Origin of the sequence: Capnocytophaga sp. oral taxon 324 str. F0483, assembly GCF_000318315.2 — a bacterium.
GTDB lineage: Bacteria > Bacteroidota > Bacteroidia > Flavobacteriales > Flavobacteriaceae > Capnocytophaga > Capnocytophaga ochracea.
In genome coordinates this window covers 116,207-141,519 of record NZ_KB291521.1, presented here as the reverse complement: position 1 = coordinate 141,519, position 25,313 = coordinate 116,207, and the positions used below count along the sequence as shown (strand labels likewise).

The 25,313-nt window shown below is 37.8% G+C and carries 28 protein-coding genes and 2 tRNA genes; 13 read left to right on the top strand and 17 right to left on the bottom strand.

The window, feature by feature from the left end; all coding sequences use genetic code 11:
* The first annotated feature begins 5 nt into the window (after positions 1-5).
* From HMPREF9072_RS06235 to HMPREF9072_RS06225, 3 genes are all read left to right on the top strand, one after another.
* The gene (locus HMPREF9072_RS06235; RefSeq protein WP_009750546.1) at positions 6-1,142 is read left to right on the top strand and encodes a CapA family protein; all 1,137 of its coding nucleotides are present in this window, start codon (positions 6-8) and stop codon (positions 1,140-1,142) included.
* A gap of 7 nt (positions 1,143-1,149) precedes the next feature.
* On the top strand, positions 1,150-1,869 hold the full coding sequence (locus HMPREF9072_RS06230) for a YebC/PmpR family DNA-binding transcriptional regulator (RefSeq protein ID WP_009750545.1): 720 nt from the start codon (positions 1,150-1,152) through the stop codon (positions 1,867-1,869).
* A gap of 92 nt (positions 1,870-1,961) precedes the next feature.
* Positions 1,962-2,504, top strand: coding sequence for an RsmD family RNA methyltransferase (locus HMPREF9072_RS06225; protein WP_009750544.1), 543 nt, complete (start codon positions 1,962-1,964; stop codon positions 2,502-2,504).
* Between the two features lie 2 nt (positions 2,505-2,506).
* Here HMPREF9072_RS06225 and HMPREF9072_RS06220 read toward each other — a convergent pair whose 3' ends face one another.
* Together HMPREF9072_RS06220 and HMPREF9072_RS06215 are read right to left on the bottom strand one after the other, a co-directional pair.
* Complete coding sequence (locus HMPREF9072_RS06220) at positions 2,507-3,196, bottom strand: DNA alkylation repair protein (protein ID WP_009750543.1); 690 nt, start codon at positions 3,194-3,196, stop codon at positions 2,507-2,509.
* A gap of 19 nt (positions 3,197-3,215) precedes the next feature.
* The gene (locus tag HMPREF9072_RS06215; protein ID WP_009750542.1) at positions 3,216-3,707 is read right to left on the bottom strand and encodes a DUF2271 domain-containing protein; all 492 of its coding nucleotides are present in this window, start codon (positions 3,705-3,707) and stop codon (positions 3,216-3,218) included.
* 144 nt (positions 3,708-3,851) lie between these two features.
* Here HMPREF9072_RS06215 and HMPREF9072_RS06210 point away from each other — a divergent pair, with 144 nt between their 5' ends.
* From HMPREF9072_RS06210 to HMPREF9072_RS06175, 8 genes are all read left to right on the top strand, one after another.
* The gene (locus HMPREF9072_RS06210; protein WP_009750541.1) at positions 3,852-4,889 is read left to right on the top strand and encodes a DUF445 domain-containing protein; all 1,038 of its coding nucleotides are present in this window, start codon (positions 3,852-3,854) and stop codon (positions 4,887-4,889) included.
* Positions 4,890-4,974: 85 nt separating this feature from the next.
* Entirely contained in the window at positions 4,975-6,105 is a 1,131-nt protein-coding gene (gene tgt, locus HMPREF9072_RS06205) for a tRNA guanosine(34) transglycosylase Tgt (protein WP_009750540.1), read from the top strand.
* Positions 6,106-6,118: 13 nt separating this feature from the next.
* Complete coding sequence (locus tag HMPREF9072_RS06200) at positions 6,119-7,195, top strand: LptF/LptG family permease (RefSeq protein WP_034566233.1); 1,077 nt, start codon at positions 6,119-6,121, stop codon at positions 7,193-7,195.
* 350 nt (positions 7,196-7,545) lie between these two features.
* Positions 7,546-8,199 (top strand): hypothetical protein, encoded by a 654-nt coding sequence (locus HMPREF9072_RS06195; protein WP_009750538.1) that lies wholly within the window; start codon positions 7,546-7,548, stop codon positions 8,197-8,199.
* A gap of 146 nt (positions 8,200-8,345) precedes the next feature.
* Positions 8,346-8,789, top strand: coding sequence for a hypothetical protein (locus tag HMPREF9072_RS06190; protein WP_009750537.1), 444 nt, complete (start codon positions 8,346-8,348; stop codon positions 8,787-8,789).
* 23 nt (positions 8,790-8,812) lie between these two features.
* Positions 8,813-9,586, top strand: a complete 774-nt coding sequence (gene rsmA / locus HMPREF9072_RS06185; RefSeq protein WP_009750536.1) for a 16S rRNA (adenine(1518)-N(6)/adenine(1519)-N(6))-dimethyltransferase RsmA — start codon at positions 8,813-8,815, stop codon at positions 9,584-9,586.
* A gap of 27 nt (positions 9,587-9,613) precedes the next feature.
* Positions 9,614-10,969, top strand: coding sequence for a magnesium transporter (gene mgtE, locus HMPREF9072_RS06180; protein WP_009750535.1), 1,356 nt, complete (start codon positions 9,614-9,616; stop codon positions 10,967-10,969).
* 30 nt (positions 10,970-10,999) lie between these two features.
* Positions 11,000-11,386 carry a hypothetical protein gene (locus HMPREF9072_RS06175; protein WP_009750534.1) on the top strand — a complete coding sequence of 129 codons (387 nt, stop codon included), beginning with the start codon at positions 11,000-11,002 and terminating at the stop codon, positions 11,384-11,386.
* A 43-nt stretch (positions 11,387-11,429) separates the two neighbouring features.
* On the opposite strand, the gene HMPREF9072_RS06170 is transcribed toward HMPREF9072_RS06175, so the two are convergent.
* From HMPREF9072_RS06170 to HMPREF9072_RS06100, 15 genes are all read right to left on the bottom strand, one after another.
* The gene (locus HMPREF9072_RS06170; protein ID WP_034566232.1) at positions 11,430-12,644 is read right to left on the bottom strand and encodes a folylpolyglutamate synthase/dihydrofolate synthase family protein; all 1,215 of its coding nucleotides are present in this window, start codon (positions 12,642-12,644) and stop codon (positions 11,430-11,432) included.
* 109 nt (positions 12,645-12,753) lie between these two features.
* Entirely contained in the window at positions 12,754-13,569 is an 816-nt protein-coding gene (locus HMPREF9072_RS06165; protein ID WP_009750532.1) for an energy transducer TonB, read from the bottom strand.
* Between the two features lie 8 nt (positions 13,570-13,577).
* On the bottom strand, positions 13,578-13,964 hold the full coding sequence (locus HMPREF9072_RS06160; protein ID WP_009750531.1) for a biopolymer transporter ExbD: 387 nt from the start codon (positions 13,962-13,964) through the stop codon (positions 13,578-13,580).
* Positions 13,965-13,991: 27 nt separating this feature from the next.
* Positions 13,992-14,696 carry a MotA/TolQ/ExbB proton channel family protein gene (locus tag HMPREF9072_RS06155; RefSeq protein ID WP_002672085.1) on the bottom strand — a complete coding sequence of 235 codons (705 nt, stop codon included), beginning with the start codon at positions 14,694-14,696 and terminating at the stop codon, positions 13,992-13,994.
* A gap of 169 nt (positions 14,697-14,865) precedes the next feature.
* A tRNA-Val gene (locus HMPREF9072_RS06150) sits at positions 14,866-14,940 on the bottom strand.
* A gap of 36 nt (positions 14,941-14,976) precedes the next feature.
* Positions 14,977-15,054, bottom strand: a tRNA-Val gene (locus HMPREF9072_RS06145).
* Positions 15,055-15,165: 111 nt separating this feature from the next.
* Positions 15,166-17,280, bottom strand: coding sequence for an ATP-dependent DNA helicase RecG (recG, locus tag HMPREF9072_RS06140; protein ID WP_009750530.1), 2,115 nt, complete (start codon positions 17,278-17,280; stop codon positions 15,166-15,168).
* A 45-nt stretch (positions 17,281-17,325) separates the two neighbouring features.
* Positions 17,326-18,375 carry a glutaminyl-peptide cyclotransferase gene (locus tag HMPREF9072_RS06135; RefSeq protein WP_009750529.1) on the bottom strand — a complete coding sequence of 350 codons (1,050 nt, stop codon included), beginning with the start codon at positions 18,373-18,375 and terminating at the stop codon, positions 17,326-17,328.
* A gap of 1 nt (position 18,376) precedes the next feature.
* Entirely contained in the window at positions 18,377-20,053 is a 1,677-nt protein-coding gene (gene truB / locus HMPREF9072_RS06130) for a tRNA pseudouridine(55) synthase TruB (RefSeq protein WP_009750528.1), read from the bottom strand.
* Between the two features lie 5 nt (positions 20,054-20,058).
* Positions 20,059-20,709: an epoxyqueuosine reductase QueH gene (locus tag HMPREF9072_RS06125; protein ID WP_009750527.1), complete on the bottom strand. Its 651-nt coding sequence runs from the start codon at positions 20,707-20,709 to the stop codon at positions 20,059-20,061.
* A gap of 55 nt (positions 20,710-20,764) precedes the next feature.
* Positions 20,765-21,211 carry a GNAT family N-acetyltransferase gene (locus HMPREF9072_RS06120; RefSeq protein WP_009750526.1) on the bottom strand — a complete coding sequence of 149 codons (447 nt, stop codon included), beginning with the start codon at positions 21,209-21,211 and terminating at the stop codon, positions 20,765-20,767.
* A gap of 146 nt (positions 21,212-21,357) precedes the next feature.
* Complete coding sequence (gene pyrF, locus HMPREF9072_RS06115) at positions 21,358-22,182, bottom strand: orotidine-5'-phosphate decarboxylase (protein ID WP_009750525.1); 825 nt, start codon at positions 22,180-22,182, stop codon at positions 21,358-21,360.
* A complete protein-coding gene (locus tag HMPREF9072_RS06110) occupies positions 22,172-22,411 on the bottom strand; it encodes a hypothetical protein (protein WP_002672069.1) in 240 nt (79 codons plus the stop codon). The genes pyrF and HMPREF9072_RS06110 overlap by 11 nt, the downstream gene beginning before the upstream one ends.
* Positions 22,408-23,097: an NAD-dependent deacylase gene (locus HMPREF9072_RS06105; RefSeq protein ID WP_009750524.1), complete on the bottom strand. Its 690-nt coding sequence runs from the start codon at positions 23,095-23,097 to the stop codon at positions 22,408-22,410. Before HMPREF9072_RS06105 ends, HMPREF9072_RS06110 begins: the two co-directional genes overlap by 4 nt.
* 365 nt (positions 23,098-23,462) lie before the next feature.
* Positions 23,463-23,753 carry an HU family DNA-binding protein gene (locus HMPREF9072_RS06100; RefSeq protein WP_255346883.1) on the bottom strand — a complete coding sequence of 97 codons (291 nt, stop codon included), beginning with the start codon at positions 23,751-23,753 and terminating at the stop codon, positions 23,463-23,465.
* A 186-nt stretch (positions 23,754-23,939) separates the two neighbouring features.
* Between HMPREF9072_RS06100 and HMPREF9072_RS06095 the strand changes: the two genes are divergently transcribed.
* Both HMPREF9072_RS06095 and yajC read left to right on the top strand, forming a co-directional pair.
* Positions 23,940-24,881, top strand: a complete 942-nt coding sequence (locus HMPREF9072_RS06095) for a transcription antitermination protein NusB (RefSeq protein ID WP_009750522.1) — start codon at positions 23,940-23,942, stop codon at positions 24,879-24,881.
* 75 nt (positions 24,882-24,956) lie between these two features.
* Positions 24,957-25,265, top strand: a complete 309-nt coding sequence (gene yajC / locus HMPREF9072_RS06090) for a preprotein translocase subunit YajC (RefSeq protein WP_002672058.1) — start codon at positions 24,957-24,959, stop codon at positions 25,263-25,265.
* Positions 25,266-25,313 lie beyond the last annotated feature (48 nt).

The following is a 25,313-nucleotide window of genomic DNA, read 5'->3' as shown; positions in this document are numbered from 1 at the left end:
ATAAGATGCAGAGATTCTTATTGTTAATAGCATTAAGTTTTAGTGGATATGCTACAGCTCAAATAGATAGTTTGGCGCATACTACTGTTGATACCTTACTCGTTCGTACCAAAGATACGCTTACCATAGTAGCTGTTGGCGATGTGATGATAGGCTCGGGTTTTCCTGCTGGTTATTTGCCTAAGGACGATGCGGTGAACAGTTTTAAATACGTAAAACCCTATCTGAAAGGTGATATTGTGTTCGGAAATTTAGAAGGAGCGATACTCGATAGTGGCGATTCGGAGAAGTGCAAGAGTGGCGATTTGGAGAAGTGCAAGGGTACAGAAGAGAGTCCTTGCTATGTTTTCCGTATGCCCAACCGCTATGGGAAAATCATTAAGGAAGCAGGTTTTAACCTGATGAGCACCGCTAATAATCACACCAATGACTTTGGTGAAAAAGGACGGCGCAATACGGCTAAAATACTCGATAAGGTGGGTATATACCACGCAGGGCCAGTAGAAAAAAAGTCGGTTGTATTTGAGAAAGAAGGCATAAAGTACGGTTTTTGTGCTTTTTCGCCCAATAGCAATATGCTATCGATAAACAACATAGAGCAGGCTACCAATTTGGTAAAGGAATTGCGCCCACAGGCGGATATCCTCATTGTTTCTTTCCACGGAGGCGCTGAAGGCTCTAAAAATACACACGTGCCGAGAGCTGATGAGTTTTTCTTCGGTGAAAATAGGGGGAATGTGTATAAGTTTGCGCACTCGGTAATAGACGCAGGTGCCGATATTGTATTGGGGCACGGGCCTCACGTTACCCGCGCGGTGGAAGTGTACAATAGGAAGTTTATCGCTTATAGTATGGGAAATTTCAATACTTATGGACATTTTAATCTGCAAGGAGTTAATGGTATTGCTCCTTTGCTTGATATTAAGATTGACCGCAAAGGCAATTTTCTTTATGCCAATGTGATTTCAGTGAAACAGACGAAAGTGAAAGGATTAAAACTCGATAATGATTGCAAGGTGTTTAATGAGATGAAACGCCTTACTCATCTTGACTTTCCTGAGACACCTTTACACTTTGTGAATAACCAAATTTTGATTAAGACAACAGAACAGACAGATAACAAACTAATAACTAATAACTAAAATAAAAATGGGAAGAGCATTTGAATTTAGAAAAGCCCGTAAATTTAAGCGTTGGGCAGCAATGGCAAAAACATTTACCCGTTTAGGGAAAGACATCGTAATGGCAGTGAAAGAAGGAGGTCCTCACCCTGAGAGTAACTCGCGTTTGCGTGCCGTGATACAGAATGCCAAAGCCGCCAATATGCCTAAAGAAAATATTGAGCGCGCCATTAAAAAAGCAACTGAAAAAGATACTGCAAACTATAAAGAAGTCCTTTTTGAAGGTTATGCTCCTCACGGTATTGCTGTACTCATAGAAACGGCAACCGACAATAACAACCGTACCGTAGCTAATATCCGCAGTTATTTTAACAAGTGTAATGGTACTTTAGGCACATCGGGGTCAGTGGAGTTTATGTTCGACCACACTTGTAACTTCCGTATTAATGGCAATGGGATAGACCCCGAAGAGTTGGAACTCGAAATGATAGACTTCGGGGCAGAAGAGGTGTTTGTAGACGAAGACGGTATCCTCATCTATGCGCCTTTTGAGAGCTTTGGAGCTATCCAAAAAGAGTTAGAAAGCCGTAACATAGAAATCTTATCGTCAGGCTTTGAGCGTATTCCACAAGTAACGAAAGAACTTACCCCTGAAGAACAAGCCGATGTGGAGAAACTTCTCGAGAAGATAGAGGAAGATGAGGACGTGCAACAGGTGTACCATACGATGAAAGAAGTGGAAGAATAATTAATGAGTTTATCCTTTATCCAAGAAGCTATGAACGAGGTAATGCAGAGTTTAACAGTGAGGGAAACTGTTCAATAAAAAGGTTAATCTTTATGAGAATAATATCAGGGAAGAATAAAGGGAAACAGCTTATAGCACCTAATAAATTGCCAGTTCGCCCTACTACCGATTTTGCGAAGGAAGCTCTTTTTAATATACTCAATAACTATTATTATTTTGAAGAACTTTCTGTACTCGACCTTTTTGCAGGAACAGGAAATATTAGCTATGAGTTTGCCAGTAGAGGTTGCCCCTCAGTATTATCAGTTGATAACCATAACGGTTGTGTGCAATTTATCAATAAAATAGCACGTGAATTAGTCTACCCTATTACAGCACTTAAAGCCGATGTATATGAATATTTAAAACGTACTACTCAGCAGTTTGATGTTATCTTTGCTGACCCTCCGTATGATTTCCCGATTGAAAAGTTTGTTACTATTGCCGATATTGTCTTCAATCAAAACTTACTTACTGAAAATGGAATGCTCATTATTGAACATTCGTCTAAAACAGATTTATCAGAACAGCCATTTTTCTCACAAGCGAAGAAATATGGAGGGAGTGTATTTAGTTTTTTTGAAAGAGAAGAATAAGATTAGAGTTTAAACTGTAACAAATATTTTTTAGTATCTTCGGAAATACGACGGCTTTCTCTTGCTTTTTGTATACTCTTATTTTGAACAAAAGGAGAAAGTGTTTTTGATTCTATGTAAGGGATTGTTGCTTCATATTGTTTTGTTAAAGCAGTAGCAAAGTACCACGCTATCATCATATTTATGTAATATTCATCTGAGGTAATTTTCGCTACCCAGGTTAAGTATTCTTCCTTAAAAAGAGCATCTAAATAATTAGACAATAACAAGCCAATTCCGTAACGTACTGTATAGGTTTCTTTGCTTGTAATCCATTGTTTGATGTGTTTTAATGTCTCTTCGGGGTATTTCAAGAAGATTTTAGGAGCAAAAGTATCACACGTAGCCCAATTATCAATATAAGGGAGAAACCCCTCTGTATATTGCATCGCTTTATCAAAATCTTTTAGCTGTTCAATGATAAAACCGTGTAGATTATTCTCCTCATAATAATAATGAGGTAACTCTTCTAAAAAAGACATTGCCTCAGTGGGGTAATGCTTTACTAATTCTTTAGCCAACGCTCGCATTGCAGGTGTTCTAACCCCTATAATACGGGATTTCTCCACAGTGGGAATCAAATTCGCTGTAAAATCTCTATAAGGAGAGTCTTCTAATGCCCATAACCGGTCTAAAATAATTTCTTTACTCATAATTTCTTTAAGGAGATTGTCAATCGTTAGGCATTAATCTCACATAACGGATATATCCTTTACCTTCAACTTTAGTGTTAAGGCTCTCGGTTTTAAATTCTACTTCAGCATCTTTAGCATAGTAATATTCATCTTCAACGGCAGTCTCAAAACGTATTTTGTAGCCCTTGTTCAGTTTACTATCATCAATTGTAAGTATCTTTACAGCGCGTTCTCCTCCGCTAATGGTAGCTCCTGTAATCCCATCAATTGTCTGGCGTTTGCCATAAAACTTCCACCATTGAGTAAGATCGTCGTACCATTCAGGATCATCTCCAAGAATTTGTAGTGTTTGCTCATATTTACCTTCGGGATTGATGAGTGAAACTACTATGTAGGCTCCTTCACCCTTGTAATTGGTGAGTTGTATGAGGCATTTGTATTTTTTAACAGTTGCTTGCTGTACAAATGAAAGAGTAAGTAAAGCAATTATTCCTATGGCTAATGTTTTTAAAAAGTGCTTTTTTATCATCTTTATTACAAGTTTTAAAATACTACTATTTAGAATAAACTGATGCAAAGATAGGCAATAATTACTATCTGACAATTTATATACTCAACTTTTTTATTTTTCACACTTTTCTTCGTATCTTTGCACCTGAAAAGCTGATAATTTATGAACAGTTCCAAGCGCCAAAAACTACAACACCACAAGAATATAGCTACGGGGCTCTTTGTTTTGATGCTCATCATTTATATGACAATGGTGGTATGGCATAAAAAAGCTCCCGAACTCACTTTTATAGGTTATATAAAGGCTTTTTCCGAAGCCGCTATGGTAGGAGCGCTTGCCGATTGGTTTGCAGTAACAGCGCTCTTTCATAAACCATTAGGATTAAACATTCCACATACTAACCTCATTGAGGAAAGAAAGAATGACATCGGGGAGAATTTAGGTGATTTCGTCGTGGAGAACTTTCTTAAACCTAAACAGATACGTCCTTACATTACCGATATTAAAGTATCATCATTTATAGTTGAGTGGCTCTCGAAAGAAAGTACTCCTCACCAGATAGAAACTTTTGTAAGAAAAATACCTCTCAATGCAAAAGCAAGCGAAGTTCTCACCACTTTTTTAGACGAGAATAAACATCAGAAATTCCTTCGAAAAGCTTTTGAAAAGGTAGCTACTTACCTCGCCGAACATCAAGAGCTGATGCAACACGAAATTGACGGCCAATTTCCTCCTCTTGTCCCATCGTTTATTAAAGATACAATTACTCGGAAGGTAAGCAATGGGCTCTATCAGTTAGTTGTAAAAGCATCGGAAGATGAAACACACCCTATCAGGGCTGAAATTACAGTGCAATTGTATGAATTTGCCGAAAAACTCAATACTCCTGAGTGGGAACAACACCTTGCAAAGCTATTGCGCACCGCTACGGAGCGCCTCACCGATGAACTCCGCCAAAATGCCCAGTTGCAGCATCAAATAGACGCTTGGGTACAGAAAACTGCCTATCAGTTTGTGCTAAAAAACAAAGAAGAAGTGGGGAAACTCATCAATCATACGGTGGAGAACTGGGAGGGACGCGAATTGAGCGAAAAACTTGAATTGGAAGTAGGTAAAGACCTTCAATTTATCCGTATCAATGGCACTTTGGTAGGCGGATTAGTCGGTTTGGCTATTTACGCCTTTACTCAGTTATTCTGAAAGAGATATTAGTCTATTTGCTAACTTTTCTAATTTGCTAATTTGCTAATTCTTCCCTACCTTTGCGCCCGAAAATGTTTCAACTATGGATTTTGAAATACTAAAAACAGACGAACATACTAAAGCACGTGCTGGGAAGATTACTACCAGCCACGGCGTGATTGAAACCCCCATTTTTATGCCTGTGGGAACGGTGGGAAGCGTGAAAGGAGTGCACCAACGCGAACTGAAAGACGATATTAATGCCGATATCATCTTGGGGAACACCTATCACCTCTATTTACGACCTCAAACAACCATTTTGGAAAAAGCAGGAGGCTTACATAAGTTTATTAATTGGGATAGAAACATACTTACCGATAGCGGTGGTTATCAAGTATATTCATTGGCTGCTAACCGAAAGATAAAAGAAGAAGGTGTAAAGTTCAAAAGCCATATCGATGGCTCTTTTCACGTTTTTTCACCCGAAAAAGTAATGGAAATAGAGCGCAGTATAGGTGCTGATATTATGATGGCTTTTGATGAATGCACGCCTTACCCTTGTGAATACGGTTATGCAAAACGTTCAATGCATCTCACACATAGGTGGCTCGATAGATGCATTGCTCACCTCGAAAAAGTACCTCCTAAATACGGTTATCATCAAAGTTTATTCCCGATAGTACAAGGGTCAGTCTATAAAGACCTTCGTACACAGTCTGCCGAATATATTGCAAGCAAAAATGCCGACGGAAACGCTATCGGGGGGCTATCAGTAGGCGAACCCGTAGAACAAATGTATGAAATAACCGAACTTGTATGCGATATTCTCCCCAAAAACAAGCCTCGATACCTTATGGGAGTGGGTACACCCGTTAATATATTGGAAAATATTGCTTTGGGAGTGGATATGATGGATTGTGTAATGCCCACGCGCAATGCTCGCAACGGAATGCTCTTTACTGCAAAAGGAATTATCAATATTAAAAACAAAAAATGGGAAGATGATTTCTCGCCCATAGATCTTGACGGACATACTTACGTAGATACCTATTACACGAAAGCCTATTTACGTCATTTATTCGCTGCTAACGAGTTTTTGGGCAAACAAATCGCTTCAATTCACAATCTTGGTTTCTATTTATGGCTTGTGAGGGAAGCTCGCCGACAAATTGTAGCGGGTACTTTCCTTACGTGGAAGACAAAAATGGTTGCTGATATGTCAAATCGTTTATAAAAAAAACAAAAAAATGAAAATACTCGACTGGTACATCTTAAAACGCTATCTTCTTACCTTTTTTATGATGATAATTCTCTTTATTCCTATCGGAATTATTGTAGATTTATCTGAAAAAGTAGATAAGATGATGCAAAAGGGCGCCCCGATGAACGAAATACTGTGGTATTACCTCAGTTTTATCGTTTATTTTGCCAATATATTGTTTCCCATCTTGCTATTCCTCTCTATCATCTGGTTTACATCAAAGTTAGCCAATAATACCGAGATAATCGCTATCCAGAGCTCAGGTGTATCGTATATGCGTTTTTTGCGTCCGTATATTGTGGGTGCGAGTATCATTTCGGTGATAGTGTTTTTTATGGGAATGTTTATTGTACCCGCTGCCAGCACTGTGTATAATGATTTTTGGAATAAGTATATACGTTCTTCGAAGGTGGAAAGCGTTTCAGACCTCTACAATCAGTTTTCTGACAACGATTACCTTTATGTAAGCTCGTTTAACTACCAAGACAAACGCGGGTATAACTTTTCAGTAGAACATTTTAATGGTATTAAGATGACGGAAAAGATAAATGCCGAAACGATTCAGTGGATAGACAGCACGAAAACTTATCGGCTTACCAATTACTCCAAAAGAAAGATAGGGGAGGACGACGATGTGATAGTGAAACGCGACCAGTTAGACACGATATTCAATTTCAAGCCTGATGACCTAATGCCGATGGAATATACAGCGGAAAATAAGAACTTGTTTGAGCTAAACAAGTTCATTGAACGCGAAAAGATGAAAGGTTCACCCAATTTAAATATGTATCTATTGGTAAAATACCGCCGTTGGGGTGCTATAAGTACTGCCTTTATCCTTACGCTTATCGGCGTGGCTGTTTCATCGGTGAAAAAGCGCGGAGGAATGGGAATCAACTTAATGGTGGGAGTAGTCGTAGGTTTTAGCTTTGTATTCTTCGACCGTGTGTTTGGAACCCTTGCCCAAACCTCAGGGGGATTATCACCTTTGATGGCTGTCCTATTGCCTAACCTTATTTTCCTTACCTTAGCTATCTTGTTACTCCGGAAAGTAAGAAACTGATAGAGCATTTTAACCCTTTGTAACACCAAAAGAAAGTGTAGCAACTTAAAAACAAAAGAAAGTAAACTTAAAAGATAACAAAGTAACAAGATAACGAAACTAAGTAATAAGTAAAAAGCGTGTTGTAATGTCAAAATAACTCACTGTAACTATAAACGAAAGTAGTGTAACAGCTTATCGTCTTATTTTAAATTAATATGAGAAGTTTACAAAGAATGCTTTTCTACAAGCAAAAACAATAATTTGTACAATGTTATTTGGCAGGATTTTTGCGGTATAAAAATGAATGTAAATCATAATGATTTAACATTTTTCAACTAATTTATAGACCTTTTAAAATATGTAATATTATGAAGGAAAAGAGCACAGAATTAAAAACACTTGAAAACAGACGTTTGTTATTTACCAATTACAGTGAAATAGCCGAATTGAAAGCTCAGTTAGAGGAATATCAATACAATGAAGAGGCTATGAAAGTGGGTAAAGCGCTTTATGACAAAGCACAAGCCGCTTATAACGATAATTTGGCAAAAACAAGCCAAACGGTAGAGAAAAGAGCCTTGTTTGAAAAGGCTTATAAAGCGATGAGCGACAAATATAAAGAACATCGCAAGGTCGCAAAAGTAGCGTTAAAAGCATCTCCCGAAGCGCTGGTATCATTTGGGTTAAAAGGAACGATGTCACGCGATTATCTGGAAGGTTTAGCCACCACGAAAAAGCTTTACGAGGGCATTAAAGCCACTACTACCCAGCGAGCAGCGCTCGACAGGTTCAAACTTACCGAAGCTGTCGCCGATGAACAGCTTTCAGCCATTGCGAAAGTGGAAGAACTCCGTGCGCAATACGTGAAATTGCGTGGTATCGACCAACAAGCCACTCAGGATAAGAACAAAGCCTTTGAGGCGATGAACAAATGGGTGAAGGAATTTTACGAAGTAGCTAAGATAGCCCTTTTTGACCGTCCGCAACTGCTTGAAAGCATTGGTAAACTCGTAAAGAGTTAGTTGTAATGCAATAATATAAACATTTTAGCACAGAAGCCCACCCGCCACCAAAGTTAAGAATTTGTTCTTTTTCTTGTTTATAAATTTTTATTAGATTTTAGGGTGTGGCTTCTGTGTATTTTTAAATTGCACAAAAGAATAATATTATGAAAACAGCTGTAGAATTTAAAGAAACACAATTTTCTTATATATTACTGTCTTTTTTAGCTCTTTTTGTAGGGATTATAGCTTTTTCAGGCTATCAAAACAAAGGAGGTTGGGCAATAATTCTATTATTAGTGGTTATTTTAGTAGCTGTATTCTATAAACTTACTACTGTAATTGATGATTATGGTATTGTAGCTTCATTTGGTATCGGTTTTTTGAATAGGCGAATGAATTTTCAAGAAATGGACGTCTCTACTATTCAACTCATTGATATTCCTTGGTATTATGGCATTGGGATACGGTATACTTCGGCAGGTATCATCTATAATACGAAACATAATAAGGCAATCAGGATAGTGTCTAAGGACAGAAAGAAAGTGTTTTTGGTAGGAACTGACCATTATGAGGAAATAAAGTCGATACTTCTGCAAAAGAACAACTAAAAGCCTCGCTGAAAGGTATATAAATGGAATTAGTAAAAGCAAAAAAGCATTTAGGACAACATTTCTTAAAAGATTTGAACATTGCACAGAAAATAGCTGATACATTATCGCTAAAAAACTATAAAAAAGTAGTAGAAATAGGAGCTGGAATGGGCGTACTTACTCAGTTTTTGCTCAAAAAAGGTATTGATGTGCACATAGTGGAAATCGATAAGGAATCGGTAGTTTATTTGGAGGCAAATTATCCTGCATTAAGAGGAAAAATAATTGCCGATGACTTTTTGAAATATGATGTAGCGGGTTATTTAGCCGAACCATTTGCCATTATAGGTAATTTTCCTTATAATATCTCTACTCAAATCGTTTTTAAACTACTTGAACTGCGAGAATACGTTCCTGAGTTTAGTGGAATGTTTCAGAAAGAGGTTGCCGAACGTATATGCGAGCACGAAGGCAGTAAAACGTATGGAATTTTGTCAGTTTTAGTACAAGCTTTTTATGAAACGAGCTATTTATTCACAGTTTCGGAGAGTGTTTTTAATCCTCCGCCCAAAGTAAAGAGTGGTGTAATACGATTAGTACGCAAAGCTGACTTCCATTTAGATTGTGATGAAGGATTATTCTTTACCGTAGTGAAAACGGCTTTCAATCAACGGCGAAAAACCCTTCGCAACAGCCTAAAACCACTACTTACAGATGAGAATTTAAAGCAAGACCCTATATTTGATAAACGTCCTGAGCAATTGCCTTGGCAAGAGTTTGTTTTTATTACTAAAAAAATCAGTAATCAAGTTTGATAGCTAACGATTTGACGTCTTAAAACTATGACAACTTTTAAAATAACAGATGAACTCATTGAGAAAATCCATCAACTCATTGAGGAAAAACAAAATAAAGAACTTACAACCCTCTTAAATGATTTGCACTATGCCGATATAGCTGAAATCATTCACGAATTGGATATTGAAGAGGGGGTATACATCATTCGTTTAATTGATGCTGAGAAAACATCAGATGTACTCACAGAATTAGACGATGATTATCGTGAGAATATCTTAAAAAACCTTTCTGCAAAAGAAATTGCCGATGAAATCATCGAGTTAGACACCGATGATGCGGTGGATATCATTTCTGAACTGCCCGAAGATAGAAAAACAGAGGTTATTTCGCATATCACAGACGTAGAACACGCCAAAGACATCGTAGAATTACTTCGTTATGGCGAAGATACTGCGGGAGGACTAATGGCGAAGGAACTTGTAAAGGTAAATGAGAATTGGAATGTGCTAAAATGCGTAAAAGAAATGCGCGAACAGGCGGCTCACGTTACTCGTGTGCATTCTATTTATGTAGTAGATGATAATGATGTGCTTAAAGGACGACTTTCACTTAAAGATTTGCTTACTACTTCCACACGTTCAGAAGTGAAAGACATTTATATTCCAAAAGTAGACTATGTATACGTTACTGATACTGCCGAAGAGGTAGCTCACATAATGAGTAAGTATGACTTAGAGGCAATTCCCGTAGTTGATGAGATGAAACGTCTTGTGGGACGCATCACTATTGATGATGTGGTGGACGTGATAAAAGAAGAAGCTGAAAAAGACTATCAGTTGGCAGCAGGTATTACCAATGATGTGGAGGCAAGCGATAGTGTATGGAAACTTACCAAAGCGCGTTTGCCTTGGTTACTTATTGGAATGTTCGGAGGATTAGGTGCAGCGAGTATTATCAATGGTTTTCAGGATACGATGATGATTTACCCTATATTATTGATATTTATTCCGCTTATTCAAGCTACTGCGGGAAATGTGGGAGTACAATCATCGGCGATAATAGTACAAGGGTTGGCAAATAATTCTATCGACGGCGAACTTATCAAGAGGTTGCTCAAAGAATTTCTATTAGGACTCATCAACGGAGGAACTATTGCAGGAATAGTGATATTAGTAAGCCATTTTGCTTTTCAAGCTGAGTATTTGGTAAGTATTACGGTAGCCATAGCACTCATTACAGTGATTGTAAATGCTGCTGTGATAGGTACTTTTATCCCGATACTTCTCCACAAGCGCGGTATTGACCCAGCGGTTGCTACGGGTCCGTTTATCACTACCAGCAACGATGTTTTAGGTATCTTGATTTACTTTTTTATTGCCAAAATGATATTAGGTTTTTAATGACATTATTGAAAATAAATATGTAAACTAATGTATACTATAAAGTCAAGTGATTTCTTCAAAAAAGGTGGAATTAATACAGCTTTAACAGCTATAGAAGTTGTAAAAAATATAGCAGATGATTATTCAAGTGAACATCGGCTATATGTCATTTATGCATTGAATTACAAAATAGAGTTTTCTTTTAATGAAAATACTTCTATTCATTATTTAATGGTAGAAAAATTTATTGGAAAAGAAAAATATTTATCTCCTTACTGTATGTTTATAGATGATATGTCTATTTTTGATAAAACATTATCTGAAATAGTGGCAACCTATAAAAAAGAACCTAATGAATACCATAATATCACTATAGGAGACGCTGTTTTGTGTTTTGATAATGGAAAAGTAGATAGTTTATATTATCTTCCTTAGTTTCACTCGTTGATGAGAACTTCTAACTCGTTCCTAATACTTCTCACACCACTTCCGCAACTACAAACGTGCTTCCTCCAACAAAGATAAAGTCAGTGGGAAGCGCTTGTGCCTTAGCGGCATTTAAGGCTTCTGCTACTGAAGAATATCTCTCCCCTTGGAGTCCTTTTGTAGTGGCAATTTCCTTTAATGTATCTACATTAAGTCCTCTTGCAATAGCAGGACTGCAAAAATAATAGGTAGCTTCTTTTGGGAAAAGCTCTAAAACACTATTTACATCTTTTTCTTTTACAAAACCTACTACAATATGAAGGTGTGTATAGGTTTGCTTTTTGAGTTGTTCCATCACATAAGTAAGTCCGCCCACATTATGTCCTGTATCACATACGATAGTAGGGTAGGAGCCAAGGGTTTGCCAACGACCTTTCAAATTTGTATTGTGCACCACGTGTAAAAGCCCTTGTGCAATATTCTCCGGAGTAATATCCCACCCCTGATGTATAAGCAATTCGGTAACGGCTATTACTCCTTTGATGTTTTTCTCTTGGTAGGCACCCTGAAGGTCGGTTGTAAGAGAAGTTTCTATGTGATTAGCAAAAATAATAGGAGCTTTCATTTCTTTAGCTTTTGCTGTGAAGACGGGAGCTGTCTCCTCTTGATATTCACTGATTACTACAGGCACATTTTGTTTGATAATACCAGCTTTTTCAAAAGCTATTTTAGGTAAAGTATCTCCTAAAATATCAGTATGGTCTTTAGAGATATTGGTAATAAGAGAAACTTCGGGAGTGATAATATTAGTGGAGTCAAAACGTCCTCCTAAACCTACTTCTATCACAGCGATATCTACTTTTTCATTCTCGAAATAGCTGAACGCCATTCCTACTGTCATTTCAAAGAATGAGAGGTGATATTCTTCCAAAAAGAATTTGTTTTTAGCTATAAAACTTACCACATAGTCTTCGGGTATTTCCTTCCCATTAATTTTGATACGTTCGCGGAAGTCTTTGAGGTGTGGAGAGGTGTACAATCCTACCTTATATCCTGCCTCTTGTAGGATAGAAGCGAGCATACTGCTGGAAGAACCCTTTCCGTTAGTGCCTGCGATATGCAAACTTTTGAATTTTGTTTGAGGGTTCCCTAACACCGAAGTAAAGGCGAGGGTATTATCTAATTTGTTGTTCAAAGCGGTTTTACCTTGTGTCTGAAACATTGGCAAGCGGTTGAACATCCACGAAAGTGTTTCTTGATAATTCAATGTTAAAGATAGTTTTTAGTTGTTGTACAATCAAAAATGAGATAATCAGTTATACTATAACCATTATCTCATCTTGTTAATTATTAATTACCAATTATTAATTGATTTCTTATTCTCCGAGTTTAAAGTTGATAACAATAAAACCTACTTGACGTGCAGGGGCATTATCATCTGCGTTCCAGCGGTGCATAGCAGCTGTTTTTCGAGCAGCTTCCAGCAAACACTGAGCAGAGTTAGTAGTTCCTTTCACACCAGCAGTAGCTTTTACTACTTTACCACTACGGTCTACTTCTATTTGCACTACCACGCGTCCTTCTTCATTGCAATTTTGAGGTACTTTACCTTGTGAAGCAATAGTACGACCTTTCAGTCCCCAACCTTTGCCAGTGCCATTACCACCTCCTGAGCCATAATAAGAATTAGCGTACTGACTACCATCTATCTGTCCTTGATAACCAGGTTGGTTGCTATCTCCTTGTCCTGAGGTACCACTACCACCTGCATTGGCAGCTCCCAATATATTTGATAACGCATCCGAAGTTTCGCGTGAAGGTTTAGGAGCGGGTTTGGGACTCTCTTTTGGAGTGTCTTTTTTAGGTGTTTCTTTCTTTTTAGGTACTTCGGGTACAGAAACTTCTTCGTTGTTATCTTGAGCCAAAAGGTTTTCCTTTACTTCTTGTGAAGTACTCTGTTCTGGTTGTGTTTGAGGAGGCGTTTTAGTTTCTTCCTGTTTAGTAGCACTTGGCGGAGGAGTGCGCTCACCCATTCCTACCAAATCGACTCCATAAATGACCTCTACACCTTTTTCGGGCGGTGGGTCTAAGTACTTCATTCCTGCAAAAAACAGTATGAAGATTACTAAACACATCACAACCGTAGTGAGTGCTAAGGATTTACGTTTATGTTCTGTATCGAATAAATTCATATACCTTTCTATTTTGGACGGACAGCCAAAATCACCTTAAATTGGTTTTGGTTTGCCACATCCATCACTGTTACCGCATTTTCAATAGGAACACTTTCCTCTACACGCAAAATGATAGTAGGATTTTCTACTCCATTGAGCGCTGATTTGAGCTCTGTATCGAGATTATCTACTGAAATAGGTTTCTTGTCAAGAAAATAGTTTAAATCTTTATCAATGCTTACTGAAACGTTTTGTGTGTTGGTGCTTTTACCTTTAGCTTTAGGTAATAACAAATCGAGTGCATTAGGGCTGTTGGCAGTAATCATAAAGAATATTAACAACAGAAACACAATGTCCGTCATAGACGACATACTGAACTCAGGACTTACCTTATTTCTACCTTTTAATTTCATAATTAGATCAGAGTAGTTTTTTAAGACCTATAGAGGTTCGTTTAACAAGTCTAAGAATTCAACAGCATTGGCTTCCATTAGGTGTACCACCTTATCAGTTTTTACTACTAAGTGGTTGTAGCCTACATAAGCAATAATTCCTACTATAAGCCCTGCTACGGTAGTTGCCATCGCGGTGTAGATACCACTTGCTAATGACCCCATCTCTGCCTGACCGCCTGCTGAAGCCATTTCGTGGAATGACATAATCATACCAACAACTGTACCTAAGAATCCAATCATAGGCCCTGCTCCTGCAATAGTAGCGAGAATAGCCGTATTCTTTTCAAGATTGTATACCTCTAAAGTGCCCGCATTTTCAATAGCTTTATTGATATCTTCAAGAGGCTTACCTATACGAGAAACCCCTTTTTCAATAAGGCGTGCTACAGGAGTATTGGATTGTACACAAAGCATTTTAGCAGCATCTAAGCGCCCAGCTGAGATACAATCACGTATTTTATACATAAAAGTTTTATCCATCTTAGAAGCTGCCTTAATAGCAAAAAGACGTTCAAAATAGAGAAAAAGAGCTACAGCGAGCATCACAAATAAAATACTAATAATAATGATACTCCCCATACCACCATCTAGAATCAGTTCCATTATAGAAAGGGTTTTCTCTTGTACTGCGACGGGAGCAGTGTCGGTTGCAGTAGTTGCAACGTCTACAGAAGTTTGTAATCCTAACATATTATTTTTGTTTTTCTGTTTAAAAATATCGCAAAAGTAAGAAATAATTATCAATACACAATTATTAATTAATAATTAACAATTTATAAAATTATAAGTACTTGATAATCATTTGTTGTTTAAATAAATAATTAACAAAAAAAAGCTACTCAGTATTGAGTAGCTTTTGTGGACTCTACTGGATTCGAACCAGTGACCCTCTGCTTGTAAGGCAGATGCTCTGAACCAGCTGAGCTAAGAATCCCTTTTAATTATGAAAACAACAATAAAATCCGAGTTTTGGTGGGTCCTACTGGATTCGAACCAGTGACCCTCTGCTTGTAAGGCAGATGCTCTGAACCAGCTGAGCTAAGAACCCCTACGTTTAATTCGGGTGCAAAGGTACTACTTTTTTTTAACTCTCCAAATTTTTTGGTGAAAAAAAGTAGAAAAAGATTACAATGTAGTAAGCATCACCTCTTCAGCTTCTTTATGAAATGTATGTCCAGAGGTTCTTATAGCGTTGTAACTGATAGAGCGTGTAGGTTATGCGTTGGTTTTGTTGCAACTCTAAATTAGGGTCGGCTTTGAGGAGGTCGATAGCCTGAAAGCGCGCTGCTTTTAGTATATCTTGGTCTTTTACAAGGTCGGCTATTTTTAGAGCGAGCACTCCACTTTGTTGCGTACCCATTAGGTCACCAGGGCCACGCAATTTTAGGTCTACTTCAGCGATTTCAAAACCGTCGTTGGTGCGCACCATCGTTTCCATACGTGTACGAGTATCGTTACTCATTTTGTTGCCTGTGAGTAATATACAATAACTCTGTTCACTGCCACGCCCTACACGTCCACGCAACTGGTGTAGTTGTGAAAGTCCAAAGCGCTCGGCACTCTCAATTACCATTACGGAGGCATTGGGTACATTTACCCCCACTTCTATCACGGTGGTAGCCACCATTATTTGTGTTTCATTACGTAGGAATCGCTCCATTTCAGCATCTTTTTCAGCTGGTTTGAGTCTACCGTGTACCATAGAAACCTTATATTTTGGCAAAGGGAAGCTTGCCGCGATATAATCATAGCCTTCGGTAAGGTTCTTAAAATCTAACGCTTCCGATTCTTCTATAAGTGGATATACTACATAAGCTTGTCGTCCTTTATCTATCTCTTTTTTAATAAATTCATAAGTCTCTGCACGGTGGTTTTCAAACTGATGTAGAGTTTTAATAGGCTTACGTCCGGGGGGAAGCTCATCTATTATCGAAACATCTAAATCACCATATACACTCATCGCTAAAGTGCGTGGGATGGGCGTGGCGGTCATTACTAAGATATGAGGCGGAATAGTGTTTTTATGCCATAACTTCGAGCGCTGTTCTACCCCAAATCGGTGTTGCTCATCGATAATGGCGAGTCCTAAGTTTCTGAACTGTACTTTGTTTTCTAAAAGAGCGTGAGTGCCTATAAGAATAGAAAGCTTTCCAGACTGTAATTGTTCATCTAACATTTTGCGTTCTTTAGTTTTAGACGAACCTGTGAGCAGTGCTACAGTTACTCCTGTCCCTTTTAGTAGTTCACTAATGTTTTGGTAATGCTGATTGGCGAGAATTTCGGTAGGTGCCATCAAGCAGGCTTGACAGCCATTATCTACTGCTAAAAGCATCGTCATTAGGGCTACGATGGTTTTACCAGAACCTACATCGCCTTGCAACAAGCGGTTCATTTGGGCATTTGAGCCCACATCGGCGCGTATTTCTTTCAATACTCGTTTTTGGGCATCGGTAAGCGAAAAAGGCAAATGATGGTTATAGAAGTTCATAAAAGCATCGCCTACATTCTTGAAAGGTTGTCCTTGGAACTTCTGTTTGTGCAGAAGATTCTTGCGTACCAACTGTACTTGTATGTAGAAAAGCTCTTCAAATTTGAGTCGTACAGAGGCTTTAGTAAGCAAAGTTTGATTTGTAGGGAAGTGGATATTGCGCATTGCCTCCTGCTTGGAGATGAGGTTCATTGAAGTGAGTATGTTATCCGGTAAATTCTCGGCAAAGCTATTGCCTATTTCTTCAAAAACCGTTTGTACTAATTGGCGTATCACTCTATTGGTAATGTTGCGTTTAGCTAATTTTTCGGTAGAGGGATATACGGGCTGAATACTGCTGTGTCCTGCCTTCTTGAATTCGCTGAGCAAGTCCATTTCGGGGTGAGGCATAGAGAAAGTGCCTCCAAAGAAATTCAGTTTACCAAAAATCACATAAGGTTCGTTGATTTTTAGGGATTCACGCAACCATTTGAGTCCTTTGAACCATACGAGCTCCATAGCGCCCGTATCGTCTACAAAGGTAGCAACAAGACGAGTACCTTTTTGGTGAGCCGACTCTACTGTGCGTAAGTTTACTATCTTTCCTACGAGCTGCACCTCGGCATTATTGTTCTGCAATTCGTTGATTTTGTAAAACTTGGTACGGTCGATATACCTGTTAGGGAACAAGTTTAGCAAATCTTGATACTCATAGATACCGAGCTCTGTTTTCAAGAGTTCAGCCCGCTGATTGCCCACGCCACGCAGGTAGTTGATGGGAGTATGTAGGATATTCTCTGGAATCATAAGAGCAAAAGTAATAAAAAAATACAAACATCAAGCTCACGTTATTTAATTCTTGTTTATAAAAATCACCTCAAATATCTTACTCCAATTCTTACCCGTGATGAAGAACGTATTACGCCTAGCGTGATAAGCAATACCATTAAGAACATCTAGGTCAGGAGTTTGTTCTACTTTTTCTTTTAATCCTCGTACATCTATAACGCCTTCTATAGCACCATTATTGGGGTTGATAACCATAATACCATCTTTTAGATAAGTATTAGCATATATTTTCCCGTCTACAAATTCTAATTCGTTAGCATTGGTAAAAATAGATTTATTAGTACATAGTTGTAAACTGTCTACTTCTTCAAAAGTGTTAGGATTGAGTATCCAAATCTTTTCTGAACCATCACTTTTGTAAAGTTTATCACTACCGTTATGACAGAGCCCCCAACCTTCTTTACTTTTATTGTAAGAGAATGTTTTTAACAGTTTTAGCTGAGTATCATATACGAATCCTATATTTTCTCTCCAAGTGAGTTGGATAATTTTATCTCTAAAAACGGTAGCTCCTTCACCAAAATACATTGCTTGTAAAGGTACATTTTTGTACATTTCACCCGTAAAAGGATTCCATTTGCGTATGGAAGATTCTCGGTATTGCCCTGTGCTTTCTATTAAAGTATCACCTATAAATTCTAAACCTTGAGTATAAGCCTGTTTGTCGTGGGGATATTCATTTAGTATTTTATAAGTATACAATTTAGGAGCTTGTCCTGCTAAAAGTAAAATTTCTTTTCGTACTTTATAAACTTCTCCTTTATCAGTATATACAGTTACTTCTAAAGGCTGTTTACCTAACATTAGGTTTTCAAGTACTATGTTCTCATTAGTAACAACAAGCTCTTGGTGATGAAACTGATAGCTAATCTTTACTATTTTACCTTCAAACTTAGGATTCACAACTTTTATCTGTAAAGTTTCTCCTATGTGGTATTCCTTCTTTTTAGGATACAGTTCTATATTGAAAGCGTCTTGCTTAGGTGGATTTGCATTTTTGCAAGCTCCTATTAATAAGAAACTTAATATGCAAATTAACTGTTGTAATTTCATTCTATCGTTTACTTTGAAAAATATAAGTAATAGTTCCTGTTTGCTCTTTTTTGCCTGTTACAGCATTAAATCTGGCTCTGCTAGCATATAGTAATGAGTTTTCTATAAGGCAATCATCATTGGTAGTTGAATTCATTTTGTCAAGAGCTGTTCTAATAACTCTTCCTGCTTCATCAACTGTAATAATAATCACTACTTGCCCTTCCTTTTCACAAGTAAATACAGGGTTAGGTATATTTCCTGTCCTGCCAGATAAGGCATATTTTACTAAAGTATTCTTATTTACTTTATTATCAGATGAAATTTTAGTTGTTTTTTGAAGAGTATTATCGTCCGATATTACTAAGTTAGACGACATTTTATTATTACTCACCAAGTCTTCTTTAGCACTTTCCATCTCTTTAGAAGCACGCTCTGCCATTATTTCGTCTAAAGTTTTAAAATTCTCAGTATGACGTAAGTCAGCATCGGCTTGATTATAAGCATTAGTAGTCAGTTTCGCATTCATAGCTTGAGAAAGATCAGGCGCTTCAGTTTGTTCCTCTAATTTTGGAGGTTCATAAGGTAAATCATCTGGAGTGAGTGCCATTTCAATCATTATTTCTTTCTCTCTACTGCTAAGTTGTATCACCATAAGGGTTACTACCGTACCGAAAAGTATCAGTAAGGTAAGCATAATTGCCTTATCAGTATTTGAAAACATCGATAGAAAGTAGCGAAACTCATATTTGATTCCTGAGGTCTTTTTTTTCTTTTTTCGAGGAAAAATAGCTTCTATATTAAGGTCGGAAGTGTGTCGTTGTTTTTGTTGTTTATTAAGGTGTTCTCGCTCTCGCTCTTCATACACTTCATTAATAGACTTTTTCCTATTGTTTTGTGTGTTCAAAGTAGATTCTTTTCGAGCGAAATGGTCATTAAGAGTTGTTTTATTCTTATCAATAAATCGCTCGAATACAGTAGTGAGAATAATAGGTTTTGTTTGCATTTTTGGAATATGTATGTTTATAAATTCATCAGGCGTTAAGGCATCATTTACCGAAAAATCACCTATCTTAGTACGTCGCAATGCAGATAGATAGCCACCAGACCCTAAGACTTTACCAAAGTCGTTTGCCAAGGAGCGTATGTAGGTGCCTTTGCTACATACCACCTCAAAGTGCAACTTAGGAAACAGACTTGCATCTATATTGAAACTGTGAATATAGATAGTGCGCTGAGGAACTTCTATTTCTTTCCCGTCGCGGGCAAATTCGTAGAGCCGTTTGCCTTCTTTCTTGATAGCCGAAAATACAGGAGGCGTTTGCGTGAGCTCCCCTATAAACTGCATTCGCACTTGTTCTATCAGTTCAGGAGTGATATGGTCAGTAGGGTAGTGGGCATTAATTTCGGTTTCCTTATCGTAGGAAGGAGTCGTAGCCCCTACGGTGATAGTACCCGTATAAGTTTTTACAGCGTCTTGTATTTCGGTAATCTTCTTAGTAAATTTGCCCGTACAAATCACCAATAAACCAGAGGCAAGCGGGTCTAATGTTCCTGCGTGCCCTATCTTTATCTTCTTGAGCTTATAGTGTCTGAGTATTGCCCATTTGATTTTGTTCACTGCTTGAAACGACGACCATTGCAGGGGCTTATCAATAAGCAAGATACGACCTTCTGTAAGTTCTTCTGGAGTTATCATACTATTCACTTTTCACTTCCGTAGTATTTTTCCCCTATTCGTATTTTCTCTCTTCCGTTGGCTACTCGCCATTTGTTAGCATCGCGCAACGAAAAAGCACAACCGCAGTACTCTTGTTGGTAGAACTTCTCGTTTTTACAGATTTCCATATTGCAGGCAGTACCTCCGTTTTTACGCCAATTGTAGTCCCAATAGGTAAGTCCCTCGTACTTATTGGCAGCATTTTTGCCTGCCTCATTCACTTGGTTGAGGTCTTTCCAACGAGAGATGCCCAGTGAGGTTGCAATGGTATCGAAACCGTTTTCGTAAGCATATAAAGCCGTACGCTCCATACGCATATCAAAGCACATTGCACAACGGCTACCGCGTTCGGGTTCAAATTCCATACCTTTAGCACGCGTATACCAGTTATCGGTGTCATATTCGGCATCTACAATAGATACGCCACACTTTTTGGCAAAGCGTATATTTTCCTCTTTGCGAATTTCGTATTCTTTTTGAGGGTGAATATTAGGGTTGTAAAAAAATATAGTAAACTCTATCCCCGATGCCTGAATAGATAGTATAATAGAGCCCGAGCAAGGCGCACAACAAGTGTGCAATAAGAGCTTTTTGCCATTATTGGGCAATACGAGATTCTTGTGGACTAATTCCATAGTATTTTTATTGTTTCCTTATCAGAGGGCAAAAATACAAAGAAATAGTAATATATCAAGACTCTGGTGGGTACATTTGTTTGAGAGCGTTCACATATACCTCTGCACCTTTGCGTTTAAAGCCTTCATTTTCATAGAGCTTAATAGCTGCTTCGTTAGTAGGTGAGGTAAAGAGCAATATTTCTCCCAAACCCAATTCTTTGCCTTTGGCGATAAGAAGTTGAATGAGCTGAGTGCCTATTTTTTTACCACGTGCCATCTCGTCTACCACCACATCTTCTATCCAACCTTTATAGCCCGAAATCACTCTGTAGATAGCCATAGAAGCCATTCCGTGTAGGCGACCGTCTTCTATGTAACCCACTACATAAGGCGTTTTAGTTTTGTCCTGGAAAAGGTCAGATAGTCGTTGTTGGTAGCGCCTGCTCAACAGTGAAAAAAGTCTGTGAGCGTCATCTTCAATGGTTGGTGTAATGTTGCTTTTATTTAAAAATGTAATCATATTATTTAGTTGTTAGTCATTAGTTTACTAGTTTTTAATCACCATATTCTGCCAAAGTTTTAAACTTGTACAAAGTTGATATACCTATTACTTCTCACACTTATCATTTCTCTTGCCCCTTTTCATTACTACTCATTTACCACTTATCATTTACCATTAAGCATAAGCATTAATTTCATCTTCTGTTGTAGTTCCTCAGCTTTTTCACCTGCTACTTTGGCAAAGTCTTCGCCCTTAGAAGCGTAGATAATGCCTCTTGACGAGTTGATAAGCAGTCCGTAGTGGTCGTTCAAACCATACTTACATACCTCTTCCAAGCTACCTCCCTGAGCACCTATTCCTGGTACTAACAAGAAATGTTCAGGTATAATTTTGCGTATTTCCTTTAGGTATTCCGCCTTGGTCGCACCTACTACATACATCAGGTTTTGGCTGTTTTGCCAAGTGAGTGAGGTGCGTAATACCCTTTTGTACAGCTCTTCATCGTTGAGTTTTTGCGTTTGGAAGTCGAAAGCTCCTTCATTAGAAGTTAGTGCTAAGAGAATGGTGTGTTTGTTCTCAAAAGCTAAAAAAGGCTCTACCGAATCCCTTCCCATATAGGGGGCTACTGTCACGCTATCGAATTGCATATCTTCAAAGAAAGCTTTGGCATACATACTTGAAGTGTTGCCTATATCCCCGCGTTTGGCATCGGCAATAGTGAAAATCTCAGGGTGGTGACGGTTCAGGTAGTCAATCGTCTTTTTTAAGGCGCGCCAACCTTTTTCGCCGTGTGCTTCGTAGAAAGCTGTATTGGGTTTGTAGGCTACTGCAAAAGCGTGGGTATCCTCTATAATCGCCTTGTTGAACGCGAACAGCGGGTCTTCCTCTTCAAGCAAGTGAGGAGGAATTTTAGTCATATCGGTATCCAATCCCACACATAACAGCGATTGTTTAGCTTCGATTTGCTGTATGAGTTGCTTAGTAGTCATTTTCTTCTATACGGGCGATTTCTCGTTCGTAGAAAGCGATAGCTTCTTCTATAAGGTTCTCGCTTTCAGCCTCTAACTCTTTGGTGTCTTCTTCGTCAAACTCTTCCAGCCATTCTACTTCGTCGTTGTCTAAGTTTAGCACGAAGCGCGGATACTCTAAATGCACCACGAACATAGCGTCGGGCATATCGGTGTTGTCACCTAAAATAAATTTTGGGAAGTTACTCATTTCAATTCTTTTATTAGTTCAATAGCTTTAGCTACCCCTGTTGAAGCAACGTCTTTAATTACAGTGATTTTATCTTTACTACTGATGCTTGGACGTGGGTCTATATAATATATAGGTGTATCTTTCTTGGCGCAGTTCATCAATCCAGCAGCGGGGTACACTTGTAATGAAGTACCTACAATAATCACTATATCGGCAGTTTCTACCTCTTCGGCAGCCTTTACAATCATTGGTACATCTTCGCCAAACCACACGATGTGAGGTCGTAATTGTGCTCCACTGGGGCTTAGGTCGCCCACTTTAATGTCGTCAGTACAGTCGTAGAGCGTATAGGGGTCATCTACTCCCCTCATTTTTAGCAGTTCGCCGTGTAAGTGAATAATGTGATGGCTACCCGCACGTTCGTGCAAGTCATCTACATTTTGAGTGATGATCACCACGTCGTACTCTTTTTCCAACTCGGCTAATAATAAGTGAGCGGGGTTAGGTTGCACATTTTTCACCTGTTTGCGCAAGCCGTTGTAGAAGTTCAATACAAGTTCAGGGTCTTTCTCAAAACCATAAGGTGTTGCCACTTGTTCTATATCGTGACCTTCCCACAAACCATCGGCATCTCGGAAAGTTTTCACACCACTTTCAGCGCTAATCCCTGCCCCCGTGAGGACTACTATTTTCTTCTTTTTCATATTGGTAATGTTAGTTATAGTCTTGTCAGAGAATTAATTTGCGCTTTCGTGCGCTTTGCACTTTGCTAAAGTTTCTAATAGCCCGTCGTGCTACGACTTGCCTGTTGGGCTACGACTCTTAGCAAAGCAGAAGTCTACCAATTTCCTACTTCTTATCTCTACTTTAGCATCAACTTAACTTCACTTTTCCTTCGTTCATTGTTCGTTCATTGTTCGTCTTTCCTATAAGCTTTCTATAAGCTTCTCCCAAATTAACCATTAATCATTAACCATTAATCATTAAATAAGGTTTCTATGCTAATTAACTCATCTACTAATAAATAAAAAAAAGTCCCTTTCAACTGAAAGGGACTTTTTTACTGCAATTACTTTTTGTTTACTGCTTCAGATAATTCAGCCCCTGCTTTGAATTTTACAACTTTCTTAGCAGGTACTTTAATTACTGCACCAGTACGAGGGTTGCGAGCCTCTCTGGCTTCTTTTTTAGCAACTGACCAAGAACCGAATCCTACGACAGCTACTTTGTCACCTTTTTTTAGAGCCTTTTCAACACTTGAAAAGAACGCTTCAACAGCTTTTTTAGAGTCGGTTTTTGTAAGTCCAGACCCTGCTGCAATTGCATCAATTAATTCTGATTTGTTCATATGATAACTTATAAATACAGTTAATAAGGACAAAGGTAGTAATATATTTCATCATAGCAAGTATAAAACAAGAAAAAATGCGATTTTTAGTAAAAAATTAACATTTTAGGTGCTTTTTTAGCGCTTTTTTTTGGCTCGTTAAACCTTTTTTTCTACTTTTGCACTCTCAAAATAAAGTTAAGAAAGTTCTTACAAATTATGCTTACAAGACGACATATTAGGGCAAAAGTAATGCAATCAATTTATGCAATGCGTCAGAGCCAAAGTCAGGATTTAGACAAAGAATTGAAGTTCTTGCAAAACAGTGCTGATGAAATGCGACACCTATATTTATTAATATTATCACTTTTCATTGAACTGCATTCTTTGGCAACTCATCAACACAAAGTAGCTCAGAAAAAATATTTGGCTACTACTGAAGAAAGAACAGTACATCAAAAATTCTCTGAAAACCTTTTGCTCTTAGCCATCGTTCATAATACATTATTACAAGAAGCCATTGCTGATGCACGTATAAACCATTGGGAAATACACGAAGAGTATGTGCGTACTATATATAAAAGCATTATAGAAAGTGAGTTTTATAAGAAATACAGCAAACAAAAGAGCAGTTTTGAAGCTGATAAATCTTTTTTAATGACTATTTTTGAAGAAATTATAGCTCCCGATGAGACAATATATGAATATATTGAAGATTATAATCTCACTTGGGTAGATGATTATCCCATTGTAAATACCTATATAAGTAGGTTATTTAGAGAAGTGCTCCCCACCTCACCTGATAAATATTTTGTTCCTTCACTTTATAAAGATGAAGAAGAAAAAGATTTTCTTACAGGTTTACTAAAGAAAGCAGTGCTCAATGATAGTAAATGGGAGAATGAAATTATTAGTAGAATGACAGGTTGGGAGAAAGATCGTGTGGCTGTAATAGATAGTATATTGTTAAAAATGGCTGTTTGTGAGATGCTTAGTTTTCCTAGTATTCCAGTGAAAGTAACACTTAATGAATATTTAGAACTTGCCAAGGAATATTCTACTACTAAAAGTAGTGCATTTGTTAATGGTGTAATGAAAAATGTACATAAAGAACTCGAAGAAAAACAACAAATAAAAAAGATAGGAAGAGGACTTTTATAATTGAAAACCCAAAGCTAAAAGTTCCTAATTACAATTTTCTAAAATAACTAAAAACTAATAATTAAATTAATAAATATGCAACAATTGATGAACAGTGGTTTACTACCTCTTATATTGATAATCTTAGTATTCTACTTTTTTATGATTCGTCCGCAAGTAAGACGACAAAAACAAGAAAAAAACTTTATTGAAGGAATGAAGAGAGGCGATAAAGTAATTACTAAAAGTGGTATGCACGGGCGCATTGTAGAACTTACTGATGATACTTGTGTCTTAGAAACACTTTCAGGAAAAATTAAATTTGAACGTTCTGCTATTTCTATGGAACTGTCAGCTAAATTAAAAGACGACAAGAAAGAAATTCAAGACAAGAAAGAATCGTAGTCATAGAAAGAACCAAAAATGAGAGCGTATCTATTGCAATAGATACGC